This window comes from Chengkuizengella sediminis (assembly GCF_010078385.1).
GTDB lineage: Bacteria > Bacillota > Bacilli > Paenibacillales > KCTC-33759 > Chengkuizengella > Chengkuizengella sediminis.
This window is the reverse complement of the sequence record NZ_SIJC01000007.1, coordinates 112736-129962: the sequence shown is the minus strand read 5'-3', so window position 1 is coordinate 129962 and position 17227 is coordinate 112736. Positions and strand designations below refer to the sequence as shown.

Below are 17227 nucleotides of genomic sequence, written 5' to 3'. Positions count from 1 at the left end.
GATTAAACCTCCTGCATCAACTTCATCTCTTGTTTATCAGCTGCTTGAATAGCGTCATAAAAAATAGAACAGATTTGTTCAATTTGTTCTTCGTTCACGATTAATGGAGGTAGGAATCGTATGACACTGCCATGTCTTCCACCTAATTCTACGATCAAACCACGACGGAAACATTCTGCTTGAATAAAACGAGCTTTATCCGGATTTGATGGATAAGCACCTAGTTGATCAGCGGGTTTATTACAATTCACAATTTCTAACCCGATCATTAATCCCCGTCCTCGTACTTCTCCAATACTGCTGTATTCATGTTGGATTTTACGCAAATTAGACATGAACAAATCACCCATTTTTTCTGCATGCACATCCAACTTATTTTTTAGTACAAATTGTAACGTTGCTATTCCCGTTGCCATGGCCATTTGATTTCCACGAAAAGTTCCTGCATGTGCTCCTGGTTCCCAACGATCCAATGATTCATCATAAAGTACAACTGAAAGGGGTAAGGACCCACCTATTGCCTTGGAAAGAATCACCACGTCAGGTGTAATATCTGCATGCTCAAATGCGTACATTGCACCTGTTCTACCTATCCCTGTCTGAACTTCATCAATGATAAGCGGTATGTTTCTTTCTTTTGTTAGTCGTCTTATCTCTCGCATCCATTCATTTGGTGCTGGAATCGCACCTCCTTCTCCTTGTACCACCTCCATAATCATTCCAGATGGTGATACAATTCCACTTTCAGGATCATCAAGTACGTTTTGAATATAATGAATTCCAGTAGAAATACCTAGGTCTCCACCTAAACCAAACGGACAACGATAATCATATGGAAAAGGGAGAAAGTGAACATCAGACATCAGTCCTGTAATTTTCTCTTTTGGACTTGTATTTCCCATTAAACTAAGTGCTCCGTGTGTCATTCCGTGATATCCACCATGAAATGAAAATACACTTCGATTTCCTGTAGCTGTTTTTACTAACTTTATGGCTGCCTCGACTGCATCTGCACCTGAAGGTCCACAAAATTGGATTTTTGCTCTTCTTGCAAATGAGGATGGAAGACTTGCTAATAATTCATCTACGAACTGTTCTTTAACTGGTGTTGTAATATCTAACGTGTGCAAGGGATAACCCTCTGATAAAAATGACTGAATCGCTTCAACTACAACCGGATGGTTATGTCCTAATGCCAGTGTTCCAGCACCACCGAGACAATCTATATATGAATTCCCTTCTACATCTTTGACGAAAATTCCTGAAGCTTCTCGAATTGCTATCGGTATACGTCTTGGATAGGAACGAGCGTTAGATTCCCTTTTCGTTTGCTGACTTAATAACATTTTATTATTTAAAAAAGCTTCATCATTTTTTTGCAAACATAATCACTCCTAATATATTGAAATTGATAATCATTCTCATTAAGTAATTAAAAAAAACTCCTTTTCACCCCCCTTGATTAATGAATGTGTGAATTAAAACAATATCATTCTATTTCATAAATTTTAAATAATTCATCCAACATGATATTTGCAGCTAAAACTCCACCAGCTGTGTTCCAAATGGCATCACTTACTTTATGAACATTTCCTTCTTTGACTACATTAAGATTGTTCCATAGAGGATCATTCAACCACTCTTCTTCGGTTTGTGTCCCTTGTCCACTTCCGTCGTCATACGTAAAGTAAAATAAAATATCGCCGTCCATATCAGGAATACTTTCTTTTGAAACTTCAACCATAAAGTCATCAACATTTTGAACGATAGGGCGCTTGATTCCGAGCTGATCCAAAATGACTCCAGAAAATGATTGCTTATGATAAATACGAGCTGTTCCTGGCAAAAAGCGTATAATGGAGACCTCTTTCTCCAACTCTTTCTCAGCTTTTTGTTTAAAATCTTCTATTCTTTGATTAAATTGAAAGATGATTTCCTCCCCATCTACTTTTTTATTTAATGCTTCTGCATACAGATCAAAATTTTCTTGCCATTCCCCTTTTAATGTTTCTGAAAAAACAGTTGGAGCAATTGCTGATAGCTGTTCATAAATTTGTTCCTGTCTAATTTTTGTACCAATAATTAAATCAGGCTCTAATGCGATAATTTCTTCTATCGCTGGTTCCATTTCTGTACCTAAATTCACTACCCCTCCCATCTGATTTTCAATATGTGTATACCATGGATCTCCTAACCAAGACTGAACGGCTCCAACTGGTTTCACATCCAAAGCCAACAGTGCTTCGGTTCCTTCATTCGTTAAAATTACAACTCTTTCTGGTGTATCAGGAATAACTGTTTCTCCCATAGCATGATTTACTATATAAGATGTGTCCACTACTTCTACATTTTCTGAAGTTACATTCACATCCTCAACTTCATTTACTTCACTTGCTATATCTCCTTCATTTGCGCCACAAGCTGATGCAACAAGCACAATAATCAAAAAAAACACAAACAAGATCACGTTATTTTTACGCAACAAAAAATTCATGATTCTCAATCTCCCTTTTATGTAGTATACTTAATTGAAAATGATTATCATTATCGTTAATATCATAATCGTTTAATCATCACGATGTCAATACTTCTTCAATAATTAAATTGATAAAATATACAACATTGATTAAATGAGCGTACATCATACATATGGAAGGACACTTATACATCTATGATTTTTGTATCCAAACATTTGAAGAAACAATGGATTGTTCTTTTTTTTATACTAAATCTATTATTTTTGTTATTTATTCTTAGTATCAAACTAGGTGTTTATATTACACAATGGAATGACATCATGAGTTCATTTTCTGATTTCAATGGTTCCAATGAGCACGTCATTATTCGAGATGTTCGTTTTCCTAGAGCTTTAATTGCGGCTTGTGTTGGAGCAAGCTTAGGGATTGCAGGGGCACTTTTGCAGATTTTAACTCAAAACCCACTTGCAGATACTGGAATTTTGGGGGTTAACGGAGGAGCTTCACTACTAGTGGTCATAGCTGTTTCTATGTTTTCTATTAGTTCTTTAAGTCAATTTACTTGGATCGCATTTTTAGGAGCTGCTATATTTGGAACACTTGTTTATATTCTCGGGCAAACAACAAAAACAAATCATTCTCCCATTCGTTTAACTTTGGCCGGTGCAGCTGTTGCTGCTTTTACAACTTCTTTGACGCATGCTTTTTTAATCATCAATGCAAGTGCACTAGATGAAGTATTATTCTGGATTTCAGGTTCAATCGCTGGAAGAAGTATGGATATGCTACGAGAAGTTTTCCCTTATATGTGCATTGGTTGGATTGGTTCCATAATTATTGCTAAAAAGATAGACGCTCTGCAACTTGGTGAAGATGTTGCGAAAAGTTTAGGTCAGAACACTGTTTGGGTAAAATTATCGATAGGGTTATTGATTATTATATTGGCTGGTAGTTCTGTATCCATTGCTGGACCTATTTCATTTGTTGGTTTAGTCATTCCTCACATGGCTCGATTTTTTGTTGGTCTAAACTCACGTTGGGTAATCATTTTCAGTGGTTTATTAGGAGCATGTTTATTGCTGCTAGCAGATATCATTTCCCGTTTAATAGGGATGCCACAGGAAATTCCTATAGGTGTAACAACCGCTATAATCGGTGTCCCATTTTTCATTTATATCGTCCGTAAAGGAAGAATGCAATCATGAAAAAAATGATCACTATTCGAACATCTAACATTTCTTTTCTCCTTGCAAATAAAACAATGATCGTTTTAATCAACCTATTGATCATTCAAATCGTGTTATTTTGGTTGAGCCTTTCACTTGGGAAAACTTTTGATCCACTAACGTCATTAAAAGTACTTCTAGGTCAAGGATCAATGAAAGACAACTTGTCAATCGTGCAACTACGGATGCCACGTGTCATCATAGCAAGCCTGATTGGGTCAGCTCTTGCTGTTTCAGGTGCAATCTTGCAAGGTATGATCAAAAATGCTCTAGCTTCACCCAATGTGATAGGGATTAGTGGAGGAGCTTCAGTAGCGGCCATTAGTTATATTACACTCTTACCTACTGCTAGTATTCAATATTTACCCCTAGCAGCATTTGCTGGTGCACTCATCAATGGAATTATCATTTACTTGCTAGCCTGGAAAGATGGGATCTCTCCAATACGATTAGTACTAATTGGTATTGGTATGTCTGCCGTATCCACTGCAATGACTACGATGATGATGATAATGGGTCCCCCTCATGTAGCTAGTAAATCAATGATCTGGTTAACAGGAAGTATCTATGGGGCAAGCTGGACACAAGTATATACGTATCTGCCTTGGATTGTTACCTTTCTCCCTGCAGGCTTTATCTTGCTGCGAAGCTTAAATGTAACCCAACTCGGTGACGATATTGCCATTGGCGTTGGCAGTCCGTTGCAAAAACAACGCATTATATTTTTTTTAATTGCAGTTGCCTTAGCGGGCTCTGCTATAGCTATTGGTGGAACCATTGCATTTGTTGGTTTAATGGCACCTCATATCGCTCGTAAGTTAGTAGGATCAACATTTGGTAGTGTTCTCCCTACTTCTGCTCTACTTGGATCCATCATTGTCATGTTAGCAGATCTTATAGGTAGAACCGCATTTCAACCGATAAGTATTCCAGTAGGTGTTTTTACGTCTGCTATCGGAGCCCCTTTCTTCATTTATTTATTGTTAAAGAAAACTCGCTGATTGCGAATCTATTATTTTAAATTATTGAGGTGGGATAAAATATGTCTTTAACCGCAAGTAAAATCACTATGAAATACGGTGAAAAATTAATTCTCGACCAATTAAATATTAAAATCCCAATAGGTAAAATTACTGTTTTTTTAGGAAGTAATGGATGTGGCAAATCAACTTTATTACGCAGTATGGCTCGACTATTAAAACCTGCAACAGGAACAATTATATTAGATGGTAAAAACATCCATCAAATGTCAACCAAACAATTAGCTAAACAACTTGCCATTTTGCCGCAAAACCCAAGCGCTCCCTCAGGACTTACTGTACTGCAGCTCGTAAAACAAGGCAGATATTGTTATCAAAGTTTTTTGCGTCAATGGTCAAAACAGGATGAAAAAAAGGTAATGCAAGCTCTAAAAGAAACACATATGGAAGAATACAAGGATGTGCCTATTGATTCTCTATCTGGTGGACAAAAACAAAGGGCATGGATTGCCATGACTTTAGCACAAGATACTAATACAATTCTTCTAGATGAACCAACAACTTATCTAGATGTAACTCATCAAATTGAAATTCTTGACTTATTATTTGAGTTAAATGAAAAAGAAAATCGCACCATTATTATGGTTTTACATGACATCAACCTTGCATGTCGTTATGCTCATCATATTGTGGCACTTAAAGATAAAAAAGTATTTGCAGAAGGTAAACCAGAAGATGTTATTTCACCTGAAATGATGCAGCAAGTATTTGATCTAAAATGCCAGGTCGTTTGTGATCCCATTTTTTGTACACCGATGTGTATTCCAACTGGAAAAGGTAGGAAAATTGAAAGGAAGGAACAAAATCATGTTATCTTTTAAACAACAACAGTTTATTAAGGAAAAATTTCATATCCTATTTGAAAAACCAGACAATCCTGCTATTACCTTGCTAGGTAAAAACTTGGTTGATGAAAAGAGATTAAAAACATGGTTAGTCCGATTTGCAGAACAAATTAAAACAGAGAATTTGGCTGCCTCTGCATCTATATTTAGCAAATACTATGCACATATGATGTGTGCAATTCCGTTTATCATGAGTTTTTATCGTTTTCCTATTTCTGCCGACTTAAAAAATATTACAATTTATTATTCAGATAAAAATACTCCTTATATTTATATCGATCCATCAGCATGGTTAGAGACATCTAAAAACACAACTACTGATAGAGACAAAATTTTGTCATGTTTATTTATAAATAATTTTCAACCTTTTTTTGTTCTATTAAATCGGATTACAAATCTTAAAACATCGATTCTATGGGAAAATGTTTTAGTATACATTGACTTTATGTATAAGGAAGGGTTTAAAATGGTAGAAAACGATTCAGCAAGAAATCTTATTGAACAAGATTACTTATATCTTACTCAATATGCTAAACCAGCATTGTTTGGTCTGCACTCTACAAATCCGTTATCTATTGAAGGTAAAATGATAGATCACCCTGAACAAGAAGGAGAGACTTTCCGTATTCGTAAAACATGTTGCTTAAAACACCATACAATGGATCGAACCCATTGTAGGAACTGTCCTATTGCTAATCTTCAATGAAAAGCATTTTCTAATAAAGTAAACCTTTCAATAGGGGTTTTCATTACCCCTACTGAAAGGTTTACTGCTGATACAACGTTCGTCAAGACGTGACTGTTGATAGATATAAACTCATCTTAATTCTATTTCCGCTATCTTTTCTTTACATAGAAAGATTATATTAGAGTATTGTCCAAAAAGATTTATTTTTGATAATTATATGATTTCTAGATGCCACTCCCTTAATCTTCTCATTCTATCTTCATTGTTAAATACAAATGATAATCCAAGAGGTACAAATCTTTTATTCTTAATTGATATAACTTATATTTTTATTTTCTATGATGTGGATGCAGTTTTTTCTGCCTTTTCTCCTTTTTGCAGCTGATACATCTTATGATAACGACCTTTTAATTCCATCAACTCATCATGATTACCCCGTTCTACGATTTCACCTCTATGAAGTACTAAAATTTGATCTGCATCCCGAATCGTAGACAATCTATGTGCGATCACAAACGTTGTCCTTCCTTCACTTACGACCTTAAGTGCCTTTTGAATCAATCCTTCAGTTTCACTGTCTATGCTAGCTGTGGCTTCGTCTAATATTAAAATGGACGGGTCAAAAGCCAGCGCTCTTGCAAATGAAATCAATTGTCGCTGCCCTGCTGATAAAGTACTGCCTCTTTCAACAACCGGTTCATCATACCCTTTCGGAAGTTGTTCAACAAATGTGGAAGCCCCTACTTTTTGCAGCGCATCTTTCACTTTATTCATATCTATCTCTTCATTATATAAACTAACATTGAACTTTATATCCCCCGCAAAAAGAAATGGATCCTGTAACACAATCCCCATATGTTTTCGTAAAGCTTGTTTTGAGAACATAGTCACATCTACATTATCGATTGTTATTTTCCCATCGTTGGGTTCATAAAATCCTAATAGAAGATTCATGATTGAACTTTTTCCTGATCCAGTATGTCCTACAAGTGCGACCGTTTCTCCTTTTTGAGCTTCAAAAGAAATATTCTTTAATACATTTTCACCAGACTTATAGGCAAATGTCACATCATCAAACCGAACACGCCCTTCTGGACGGGGCTCATGATCCGCATTAGATACTTCTGTTCCATCCATGTCAAGTATTGTAAATACTCTTCCCGCTGAAACAAATGCTCTCTGTGCATTAGTTAGCTGATCAAATATCCCTATAATAGGTTGGAATATTCGCCCTAAATAATCAATAAATACATAAAACACCCCGAACTGAATCGCTCCCTCTAGAGATTGACTACCAAAGTACCAAATGACCATTGCCGTGACTAATCTACCTATGGTACCCACTATGTTACGAGATGAAAGTGCAAATACATTAATTTGTTTGATTTGATTTTCATAACGATCTTGATTTAATTTTTCAAATTCTTCCACTGTTAATTTTTCTCTTCTAAATGCTTGGATAATAGGCATCACATGAATAGACTCATTAATCATCGCATTCATATCACTTAAACGGGCACGCATGATCGTAATAAAACCTTTTGAATACTTAAGATGTATGTACATGATCAAAGCAAAGATAGGCAGAATTAGAAGACAAAGTAGTGCCAACCTAGCATCTAAAATAAATAGAAACACATAAATACCGATTAACTGTACTGTACTTACTACAAAAGTTGCCATAAAACTCATAAATAAATCACGTATTGCTTCAGTATCATTCGCTATTCTCGATACAACTTGACCAATAGGTGTATTATCAAAATAACGGATTGGAATACGTTGAATATGTTTCATTAAATCCATCCGCATATTTTTAATGATACGTAAGGCAGTCGTTTGTAATGCATATCCTTGTATAAAATTTAACAAACTTGCCGTAACTAAGAGACCAACATACAGACCAATTAAACTCAAGATAGGTGATATTTCTATGGTTTCATTGGAAAGATGATTATCAATAATGATCTGAATAATTAATGGTCCTCCTAGTTCTGCTCCAACAGCACCACAAAGAATGAGGAGTGCAGCTATAATTCTAAATTTATAATGAAGAGCATATTGAAAAAGTCTTCTGGAAACGTTTTGTTTAGGCTCCATGAAAATATCACTCCCTTTTAAAATGGTTTCCCCATCTTGTTTTGTTTAATCGTCTAAACTAGCTTCCATCTGTTGATGTTCCCACTGTTCTTTATACCAGCCACCGTGAAACATAAGCTCTTCATGAGTTCCTTCTGCAATAACACGACCTTCATCCATAACAAGGATCCAATCAGCATGACTTACTGCTGATAATCGATGTGAAGTAATCATAGTTGTCTTTCCAGCACGTTCATTTCTGATTTCGTGTAAAATTTTATTTTCCGTTTTTGCATCCACGGCTGATAGTGAATCATCTAATATAAGAATTTCAGCATCAAGTAACAATGCTCTAGCAATAGCAACTCGCTGCTTCTGACCACCAGACAACATTACACCTTGCTCGCCGATTACCGTTTTCAGCCCATCAGTCATCCTTGATATATCTTTCGTGAAGGAAGCCATTTTAATAGCTCGATCAATCTCTTCTTGTGTTGCATCTGGTTTTCCTAATTTAATATTTTCCTTTAATGTTTTAGATAGAAGCATATGCTCCTGTGGTACATAGGATACCCAGCTTTTCAATTGTTCTAGGCTTATCTGTTCCACAGGGATTTCAGAAATAAACAATTTTTCTTTATCAATTGGATATTGTCTCAACAGTTGTTTCAATAACGTACTTTTTCCACTTCCTGTTCGACCTACAATTCCTAACGTCTGTCCACGTTCTAAGCGAAAAGAGACTTGTGCCAAACTATGTGCATTGGAACCTGGGTAACTAAATGTTAAATCCTTCATTTCTATACTTAATGGAGCATCAACTTTCGATGTAACTTCTCCATTCTTTACATCTGGATCTTGAGATAAAATGTTATCCATTCGATCTGCAGAAGCACTTCCCCGCTGTAGAACATTTATAAACTCACCAAAAGCAATCATTGGCCATATTAACATACCTAAAAATATGTTGAACGTGATTAAATCTCCTAATGAAATTTCATTTTGAATGACTAAATACGAGCCGTAACTAATCCCAATCGCAACACTCAATCCAACAATGAGTGAAATTGAAGGTTGAAAAAGGGCATTAAAAATAGCCACTTTTCTATTTTTATTCAAAACTTCTGTAGTCACCTTATCAAAAGCGTCAATATCGTTTTCCTCTTGAACGTAGGAACGTATCACTCTCATCCCTGATATAGACTCCAATGCTTGATCATTCATTTTACCAAATGAAGCTTGTGCTCCAAGGAAATTAACTCTTACATTTTTCCCAAGTTTGTTGATCACTAAAGCTAGAAAAGGGAGGGGAATGAAAGCAGCCAGCATCAATTTATAACTAATCAATGAGACCATCATAATAACAACAACCGAAACACCTACAATCGTATTCACCAAGGTCATTACACCAAATCCTGCTGTTTGACCAATTGCCAACACATCGTTCGTAGCTAAAGCCATCAAATCTCCTGTCGTATTCCTTTGGAAAAAACCTGGACTCATCTTAGTTAAATTTGTTAGAAGTTTTTTTCTTAAGATGGTTTCGATCAAAGCCGAGTTTCGAAATAAAGTTGTAATCCACGTATAAACTAATATGTAGAGTAAAACCGCTAAAAACCCAAGTAAAAGTACCGTTTTGGTTAAAGATTCTGATGTTAACTCATTATCCCCAATTTGATCTACAATGTTTCCAATCATAATCGGTGGGATCATGGTAAGGAGAGTCACAATGGTCATAATGGTAATGGCTACCACGTAACTTTTCCAACGCTGTTTAAAAAACCATTTTAGTTTCATTACAAAAGACATATATCTACTCCTTTTCTAGATAGAATCATATACCAAATTATTATTTGTAACAGTTTATCTACTATATAGTTCTCATTAATTAAAAGTCAATTTCTTTTAAAACTTGTTGTAACATTTTTACTTCTTCGTTTGATAATGTCATACCTTTTCCCATCTTCTCATGATTAGGAGCCCAATCTCGAATATCGTATTTAGGATCGCGACCGTTCCAACTAATTAAATTCAATTCTTTTGTCCAACCCTTTGGTGATTCCGAGAGCTTAGCAATTGTTTTCAAGATTTCGTATTTGATTTCTGACATAAGAGTACCTCCGTTATTATGGTTTACTGTATTAATTTATGAAGTGAACACTTTTATATAATAGCTATTTATTTCTCATCTAATTTAAGATAGTAAGAATTAATTATACCACAAAATAAGAGTCGGACAAACATTTGTTCTAAATTTAAGTATGAGTTATTTTCCCTCACATTAAAGTGATTTTCAGTACAGAAGTGATATGATTTTAAAACCCCCTGACATACGAATTAATATGCTTCATAAACTAAAGTAGTTAAAATAATCAATTTTAATTGAGGAGCTGTTTGTATGTATAAACGACCTCAAAATCAATATGAATTTGGAACCATACCTCAACCCATTAGAAGTGACGGGGCTGGGGCAACTGATCTTGGACCAAGGGATATTATGCGCGATATAGAGAATCCAGATATGTTAGTACCTCCTGTAACTGATTCCGGAAGTATCCCCAACCTTAAATTCTCTTTTTCCGATACAAATATGCAGTTATATCCTGGAGGATGGAGTAGAGAAGTAACTGCCAGAGAACTACCCATTGCTACAACACTTGCAGGTGTCAATATGCGACTTTTACCAGGAGGAGTTCGTGAATTGCATTGGCATAAACAAGTGGAATGGGCGTATATGCTTTTAGGAAAAGCACGAATCACAGCAGTTGATCAAGACGGACGAAACTTTATTGCAGATATTGGAGAAGGGGATTTGTGGTACTTTCCGCCAGGAATACCACACTCTGTTCAAGGACTAGAAGAAGGCTGTGAATTTTTACTTGTTTTTGATGATGGAAACTTTTCAGAGTTTGATACCTTCACGATCTCAGATTGGTTTGCACATACACCAAAGGAGATTTTATCAGCCAATTTTGGTGTATCAGAAAACGCCTTTACCCACGTCCCAAATAAACAGACATACATGTATCAAGCAAAAGTGCCTGGTTCTTTAAAAAGTCAGAGAATTGAGAGTCCACATGGATCGGTCCCAAAAAGCTTTACTCACAAATTACTTTCGCAAAAACCTATTCAAACTTCAGGAGGTACAGTTCGGATAGCAGATTCTTCTAATTTCCCTATCTCCACTAGAATTGCTGCGGCATTAGTTGAAATTAAACCTGGCGCAATGAGAGAAATGCACTGGCATCCAAACAACGATGAATGGCAATATTACCTTACTGGAATAGGACGAATGACAGCCTTTGCAGCAAATGGAACAGCACGCACCTTTAATGTTAGAGCTGGTGACGTTGGATACGTTCCCTTTGCTTTCGGACACTATATACAAAATATTGGAGAAGAAAGTTTATGGTTTCTTGAAATATTCCAAAGTCATCGTTTTGAAGACATCTCATTAAATCAATGGATGGCATTAACTCCTCATGAACTTGTTCAAACTAACTTACATGTAGGACCTCAATTAATGAATAGCTTACGAAAGCAAAAATCGCCAGTTGTTAAATATCCAAAATTATAAAGTATACATCTTAAACTCCTAATGTATGCATATTATTAAATTGAGATAAAAATAGGGGGGAACTTAAAATGAACAATCAAAATCAACTAACTGCATGGGAAGAGCATCAATTTTGGCTGGAAGTATTAGAAGACCATGCTCATTTCATTCACGATTTTTTAGCCCCATCTGAGCAAAAATGGATAGGAATTGCTTCTCAATATATCCATGCCTTTCGTTCGTTAAGAAAAAAACTGGATTCTATAAATCCAGAACTCTCTTATTCCTCTCCTGAAATGAAAAATTTTGCTTCCGAAGTTTATCCTGTTGCAGAAGGTTATTATAAATTTGAAGGATATATTCAACATTTAAGACTACAAAACAAAGTGAATTTAAATATGTGGCCAACGTACTTAAATGGGACACTAAGCGAAAACAGAGAATACCTTAGAATATTATCTTATGCCATGAGAGGTGAAACCCCACCCCCTTTATCATTAGTAGATTTAATGGAACTTTGGTTAGACGATCACCTAGGACACGCACATTTATTTATAGACATCATGGACCCCGTAGAAACCCTTCTAATAAAAGAAGCTGAGGAATCAGAAAAGAAATTTCTCGCACATATACTAAAAAATCGTCAAATTAGAGGTTATTTAATATTTACTGCACCTGGTTTCCCAGTTCAAAGAGCGTTTGCCAAAGAAGTATCTGAATCTGTTGTTTCATTATATGGTTTAGTAGAAAAACTAGTTGAGATGTATAAAGACAGTGAAGTTTTAAACAGGTCAACACTTCGTTTCATAGAACACCATTTCCCTGAATCATGTTATTTCCTACGTAAACTAGCTGCATATAATCCTGACATTTATAAAATCGAAAATTGTCCATTAACGAAACCATCATTCCAGGAGGAAAATGGATAAAGCCGTCAGACAATGTCCAATGGCTTTTCAAAATTAGTATTTATTTCAACTCATTAAGGTACTCTCTAATCTGATTAGGCGTTTTTGCAAACTTACTGTGTAAATGAGCTATTTTCTCCCCATTTTTGTATACTAATAAACTTGGGATCCCTCTTACCTCATATTTTTCTGATAAGTCCTGGAACTTCTCTGCGTCAACAGCTAAGAATTGTTTATCTGAATGTTCTTCAACAATCGGATCGATAAATAGATCAAGGTTTTTACAATCTAGGCACCAATTCGTATCAAACTTCATCACTGTAAATTTATCATTGCTAATTTGTTCTTGAAATTGTTCTAATGTTTGAATTCTTTCCATTTGGTATCTCTCCCTTATTTGAATATGTGATCATTATAATACTTACTAAAGGAAAGTATCTGTTAAATAGATTACAATACATCGTTTTTTTGAATAAGTTAAAATAGATAACCATTTTTGATTAACTCAAGCTCATCTGTACCTGAATGAATTAATAACCCATGAACGGCAATGTGATCAGGAACTAACTCATGATTTTCAATTATATTTATAGAATGCAAAACATTTTTTTGATAATCATCAAAGCCATCAAGCCATTTAGAATGTTCATCGTCCAATGGATGTAATTCCCCAATGATATCTTTTGTTTTTAAACAGTTCATCCCACAATCTGTATGTCCTACAATAAAGACTTCGTTAATCTCAAATTTATGAAGGGCTACAATTAAACTCTTCATTACTGAATCATACGGATCATTGATCATCGCGCCTGCTGTAGTGATAGAAACATAGTCGCTATTTTTCATATTTAATGCTCCTGGCAACAATTCTATTAATCTAGCATCCATACAAGAAATGACGACCGTTTTTTTATGGATTTTTTTATCAATTATAATTTGTTTATAACGATGATCATCAACAAATGATCTGTTATGTTCAATCACTTCATCCAATAGTGTCTTATTCATGGGGATGCCTCCTTAGTTTTCAATATTATATTTTGATAGAATTATAATTAGACAAACTGCAGAAAGAATACTAAACAAAATAAAACCGATTGTATAGCTGTTTGTTGCACCTATGATAAAACCAATAACTAAAGGAGGAATAAAACCTCCAAAGCTTCCCGTAGCTGCAACAATGCCGTTTGCAACTCCTGTTTGTGTGGTTGCAACCATAGGTACAACCTTAAATACAACCCCATTTCCTATTCCTGAGCTTAAAGATAAAATCATAATCGCAATAATAAAAATGTTGTACTCATTAACTAAAGATAATAGTAAGCTTGAAAGGCCAATCGTTGTAAATACGATGACTAGAAGGAAATACGGATTAAATTTATCTCCTAAAATCCCGCCAACTGGACGTATCAAGGTTGCAATAATAATAAAAATAGCTGTAATTAAACCTGCATCCACTTCGGATAATTCAAATACTGAAACTAATAAAGTAGGCAGCATCACAGTAAATGTAACGAACGTTCCAAATGTTAGAAAATAAAAGAGTGATATAACGAATATATTTTTATTTTTTCGCAAAAAATTTATAGGATTTATAAATTTTTCAGTGGTCGTTTGTTCTGTTTTATCTGCAAAGAAAAAATGAATAAAGATCATGAAAATAATTAGAATTAAATACAACTGAATGGTGAGTCTCCATCCAAGTAAATTGGCTAAAACCGGTGCAAGGAAAGATGTAAAGGCTGTTCCAATATTCCCCAATCCAAAGATGCCATTCACAAAACCATGTTTTTCTTTAGCATAATATTTTGGCAATGAAGTAACACCGATGGAAAATGTAGCTCCGCTAATCCCAATCAATAAACCTAATGAAAATAAAGCAATAAAAGATGTAGAGGTGCTGATTAAATAAACCGGGATTATTAAAGCAATAAAATTAAAGATAAAAACTTTACTTGCTCCAAATTTACCAGTATAGTATCCCATTGGTATTCTAAGTAAAGACCCTGATATTACTGGGGCCGAGGTGATCCATGTAATTTGTGTGGCGGTCAGATTTAAATCTTGGGAAATAAATGGCATTAAGGATGATAAGATTACCCATACCATAAAACTAGAAACTAGACTAAATGTTTGTAATGATAATTGAAATGTTGGTCTATTTGTGATTGATAAAGTGGTCATTTAGATATCCTTCCTTCGTGATTTCTTCATAAGTGATTATTCCTTAGCACCTTGATAAGAATACTTCATGTTTATAAATGATTATAGTAGGTGCTGAAATAAGGAATTGTGACATAAATCACACCCCTAGAAAAAAGAAGAAAAACTTGTTGATTCATAAGCCTTAAGATGAAGACAAAGCAAAAAACTAGACTCACTTTTTCAAGTAAGTCTGCTAATTTTCAAAAATCATATTTATTTTATTTATTTCATAGTTTGTGAACTTAGATGTCTAAAACATTAGATAAAGCTACTGCAAATTCTATTATAGACACTTTGTGTTTTGGATCATCTTCTAACTCTTCATTAGAAATATCTTTTTGGAATGCTTTTTCAAAAACAACGATCAGCTGCTCATTTGTCAGCTTTTCATTTACTCCAAATTCACCATTTCCATAACCTTGGAAAATCCCCGCCTCTGTTACTGCAGCAATTGCTTCTGCATATGGATGTGATTCACTTACGTCTTTAAAAACTGCCTTATTATCAGAAACTTCTAAATCTAAAGCACGTTGTAAAAGTAATGCAACTTCACCACGAGTAATTTTTTGATCTAGTTTTAACTTATCCTCTGTATCTATTGGTAGAATTCTTTTTGCAGTTAAATCTTCAATTGCAGCCGATTCAGTACTATCACTATTTTCCACTGAATCTCTTTGCAACAATTCGAATATTCTTTTTGCATTGTCAGTGTTGTCAATTAATCCTACAAAACGATCTTTTTCTGGACCGAAAGCATATACGGGTACTTCTTCCCCTGTGTGTCCGTCAGTTGTCCAACCAGATAAAGAACGTTTATTAAAAATATCTTCTATTGCATTATCAATCTCTGAGTATCTTTCTTCTTCATCAACTTCTGCTGCATCTTTAACCGATTGAATCTCTTCTAGTGTTAATTCTAACTCAATGAATTCGTTTAATGTTTCTTCAATGTCCGCTTCATTTATAATCTCATTTGCCATAAAATCAGGTGTTCTTTTTGCTGCTTTAATTGGATCAATGAAGAAGTTATACACGCCATCTGCTCCAATAGAAAATCCACCAGTAGAATGATCTGCAGTCACAACAACAAGCGTTTCACCATCTTGTTTTGCAAAATCAATAACCTCTTTAAATGCTTCTTCAAAATCTATCATTTCACTCATCGCAGCGATAGTATCATTATCATGTCCAGCCCAATCAATCTGACTCCCTTCAATCATTAAAAAGAAACCATCTTGATCTTCACTTAATCTATCAATTGCTGCTTTAGTCATCTCTCTTAAAGAGGGGATATCTTCGGCACGATCAATCATTTTGTCCATGCCTTTAGGTGCAAATAATCCTAAGATCTGATCATTGTTATCATTTAAAAGCTCATTTCGAGAAGTAACATAACTATAACCATCTGCTTCGAATAACTCAGCAATATTACGGTCTTCACGTACAAAATATGAAGTACCTCCACCAAGAATCACATCAATTTTATGCTTTCCATCTATTAAATCATCATAGTAGTCATCTGCAATTTGATCATAATTTTTACGAGATTCATCATGTGAAGCATAAGCAGCAGGTGTGGCATGATTAATTTGTGAAGTTGCAACTAAACCTGTAGACATTCCATTTTCTTTTGCCTGCTCAAGTACTGTTTTCACTTCTGATTTATCGTTATCTAAAGCTATAGCTCCATTATATGTTTTTACTCCTCCAGACATGGCTGTAGCAGCTGATGCTGAATCTGTTATATTATGTTCCTCATCTATTGGATAGGTCGTTTGCAATCCTACTAAATAAGGATCAAATGCTGTTTTTTCATATTCGGTTGTGCTTGGATCGTCATGCCAATAACGAAGTGCAGTCATGTATGGCACACCCATTCCATCTCCAACCATAAATATAATATTTTTCAATTCTTCTTTTTTTGAAGCTGCTTCTGCTGTACTGCTTCCCTTAGAAATTCCTCCAAAACTACTAACGACCAAAGAACTAACTAAACTAACAGATAAAAATGTTTTCTTCCAATTCATCATTTGTCATTTCCTCCCCACTTATTCAACCCTTTCTTAATGTACTGTGAGTGTGTTAAATGGGAATGAAATAGAAACCCTAATTATGTTATCTTTCAATAAAATCTTGTTAAATATTAAATAGATATCAATGTTTTTCAAAGAAAAAACTCAAGCATTCTAGCTTGAGTCTCATT

15 protein-coding genes are annotated in these 17227 nt (G+C 34.9%); 6 read left to right on the top strand and 9 right to left on the bottom strand.

The window, feature by feature from the left end; genetic code table 11:
• Positions 1–2: 2 nt before the first annotated feature.
• Together EPK97_RS14915 and EPK97_RS14910 are read right to left on the bottom strand one after the other, a co-directional pair.
• Positions 3–1346, bottom strand: coding sequence for an aspartate aminotransferase family protein (locus EPK97_RS14915; RefSeq protein ID WP_162037502.1), 1344 nt, complete (start codon positions 1344–1346; stop codon positions 3–5).
• A 143-nt stretch (positions 1347–1489) separates the two neighbouring features.
• Entirely contained in the window at positions 1490–2485 is a 996-nt protein-coding gene (locus tag EPK97_RS14910) for an ABC transporter substrate-binding protein (protein ID WP_420826797.1), read from the bottom strand.
• 186 nt (positions 2486–2671) lie between these two features.
• On the opposite strand from EPK97_RS14910, the gene EPK97_RS14905 reads away from it, so the two are divergent.
• The 4 genes from EPK97_RS14905 to EPK97_RS14890 are packed head-to-tail and all read left to right on the top strand — an operon-like array spanning position 2672 to position 6294.
• Positions 2672–3682, top strand: a complete 1011-nt coding sequence (locus EPK97_RS14905) for a FecCD family ABC transporter permease (protein WP_162037424.1) — start codon at positions 2672–2674, stop codon at positions 3680–3682.
• Positions 3679–4704, top strand: coding sequence for a FecCD family ABC transporter permease (locus EPK97_RS14900; protein WP_162037423.1), 1026 nt, complete (start codon positions 3679–3681; stop codon positions 4702–4704). The genes EPK97_RS14905 and EPK97_RS14900 overlap by 4 nt, the downstream gene beginning before the upstream one ends.
• Before the next feature lie 41 nt (positions 4705–4745).
• Positions 4746–5564: an ABC transporter ATP-binding protein gene (locus tag EPK97_RS14895; protein WP_162037422.1), complete on the top strand. Its 819-nt coding sequence runs from the start codon at positions 4746–4748 to the stop codon at positions 5562–5564.
• A complete protein-coding gene (locus EPK97_RS14890) occupies positions 5551–6294 on the top strand; it encodes an IucA/IucC family C-terminal-domain containing protein (protein ID WP_162037421.1) in 744 nt (247 codons plus the stop codon). The genes EPK97_RS14895 and EPK97_RS14890 overlap by 14 nt, the downstream gene beginning before the upstream one ends.
• Before the next feature lie 318 nt (positions 6295–6612).
• On the opposite strand, the gene EPK97_RS14885 is transcribed toward EPK97_RS14890, so the two are convergent.
• From EPK97_RS14885 to EPK97_RS14875, 3 genes are all read right to left on the bottom strand, one after another.
• Positions 6613–8376 carry an ABC transporter ATP-binding protein gene (locus tag EPK97_RS14885; protein WP_162037420.1) on the bottom strand — a complete coding sequence of 588 codons (1764 nt, stop codon included), beginning with the start codon at positions 8374–8376 and terminating at the stop codon, positions 6613–6615.
• Between the two features lie 45 nt (positions 8377–8421).
• Positions 8422–10164: an ABC transporter ATP-binding protein gene (locus tag EPK97_RS14880; protein ID WP_162037419.1), complete on the bottom strand. Its 1743-nt coding sequence runs from the start codon at positions 10162–10164 to the stop codon at positions 8422–8424.
• Positions 10165–10243: 79 nt separating this feature from the next.
• On the bottom strand, positions 10244–10465 hold the full coding sequence (locus EPK97_RS14875) for a YdbC family protein (protein WP_162037418.1): 222 nt from the start codon (positions 10463–10465) through the stop codon (positions 10244–10246).
• 288 nt (positions 10466–10753) lie between these two features.
• Here EPK97_RS14875 and EPK97_RS14870 point away from each other — a divergent pair, with 288 nt between their 5' ends.
• Both EPK97_RS14870 and EPK97_RS14865 read left to right on the top strand, forming a co-directional pair.
• A complete protein-coding gene (locus EPK97_RS14870; protein ID WP_162037417.1) occupies positions 10754–11932 on the top strand; it encodes an oxalate decarboxylase family bicupin in 1179 nt (392 codons plus the stop codon).
• A 68-nt stretch (positions 11933–12000) separates the two neighbouring features.
• On the top strand, positions 12001–12840 hold the full coding sequence (locus EPK97_RS14865) for a DUF2935 domain-containing protein (protein ID WP_162037416.1): 840 nt from the start codon (positions 12001–12003) through the stop codon (positions 12838–12840).
• A gap of 40 nt (positions 12841–12880) precedes the next feature.
• Here the strand turns inward: EPK97_RS14865 and EPK97_RS14860 are convergent, their stop codons facing one another.
• The 4 genes from EPK97_RS14860 to EPK97_RS14845 all read right to left on the bottom strand — a co-directional run bounded on the left by EPK97_RS14860 (position 12881) and on the right by EPK97_RS14845 (position 17054).
• The gene (locus EPK97_RS14860; protein WP_162037415.1) at positions 12881–13198 is read right to left on the bottom strand and encodes a thioredoxin family protein; all 318 of its coding nucleotides are present in this window, start codon (positions 13196–13198) and stop codon (positions 12881–12883) included.
• Between the two features lie 98 nt (positions 13199–13296).
• Positions 13297–13827: a carbonic anhydrase gene (locus tag EPK97_RS14855; protein WP_162037414.1), complete on the bottom strand. Its 531-nt coding sequence runs from the start codon at positions 13825–13827 to the stop codon at positions 13297–13299.
• 12 nt (positions 13828–13839) lie between these two features.
• Complete coding sequence (locus EPK97_RS14850) at positions 13840–15003, bottom strand: MFS transporter (RefSeq protein ID WP_162037413.1); 1164 nt, start codon at positions 15001–15003, stop codon at positions 13840–13842.
• Positions 15004–15266: 263 nt separating this feature from the next.
• Complete coding sequence (locus EPK97_RS14845) at positions 15267–17054, bottom strand: alkaline phosphatase (protein ID WP_162037412.1); 1788 nt, start codon at positions 17052–17054, stop codon at positions 15267–15269.
• Positions 17055–17227 lie beyond the last annotated feature (173 nt).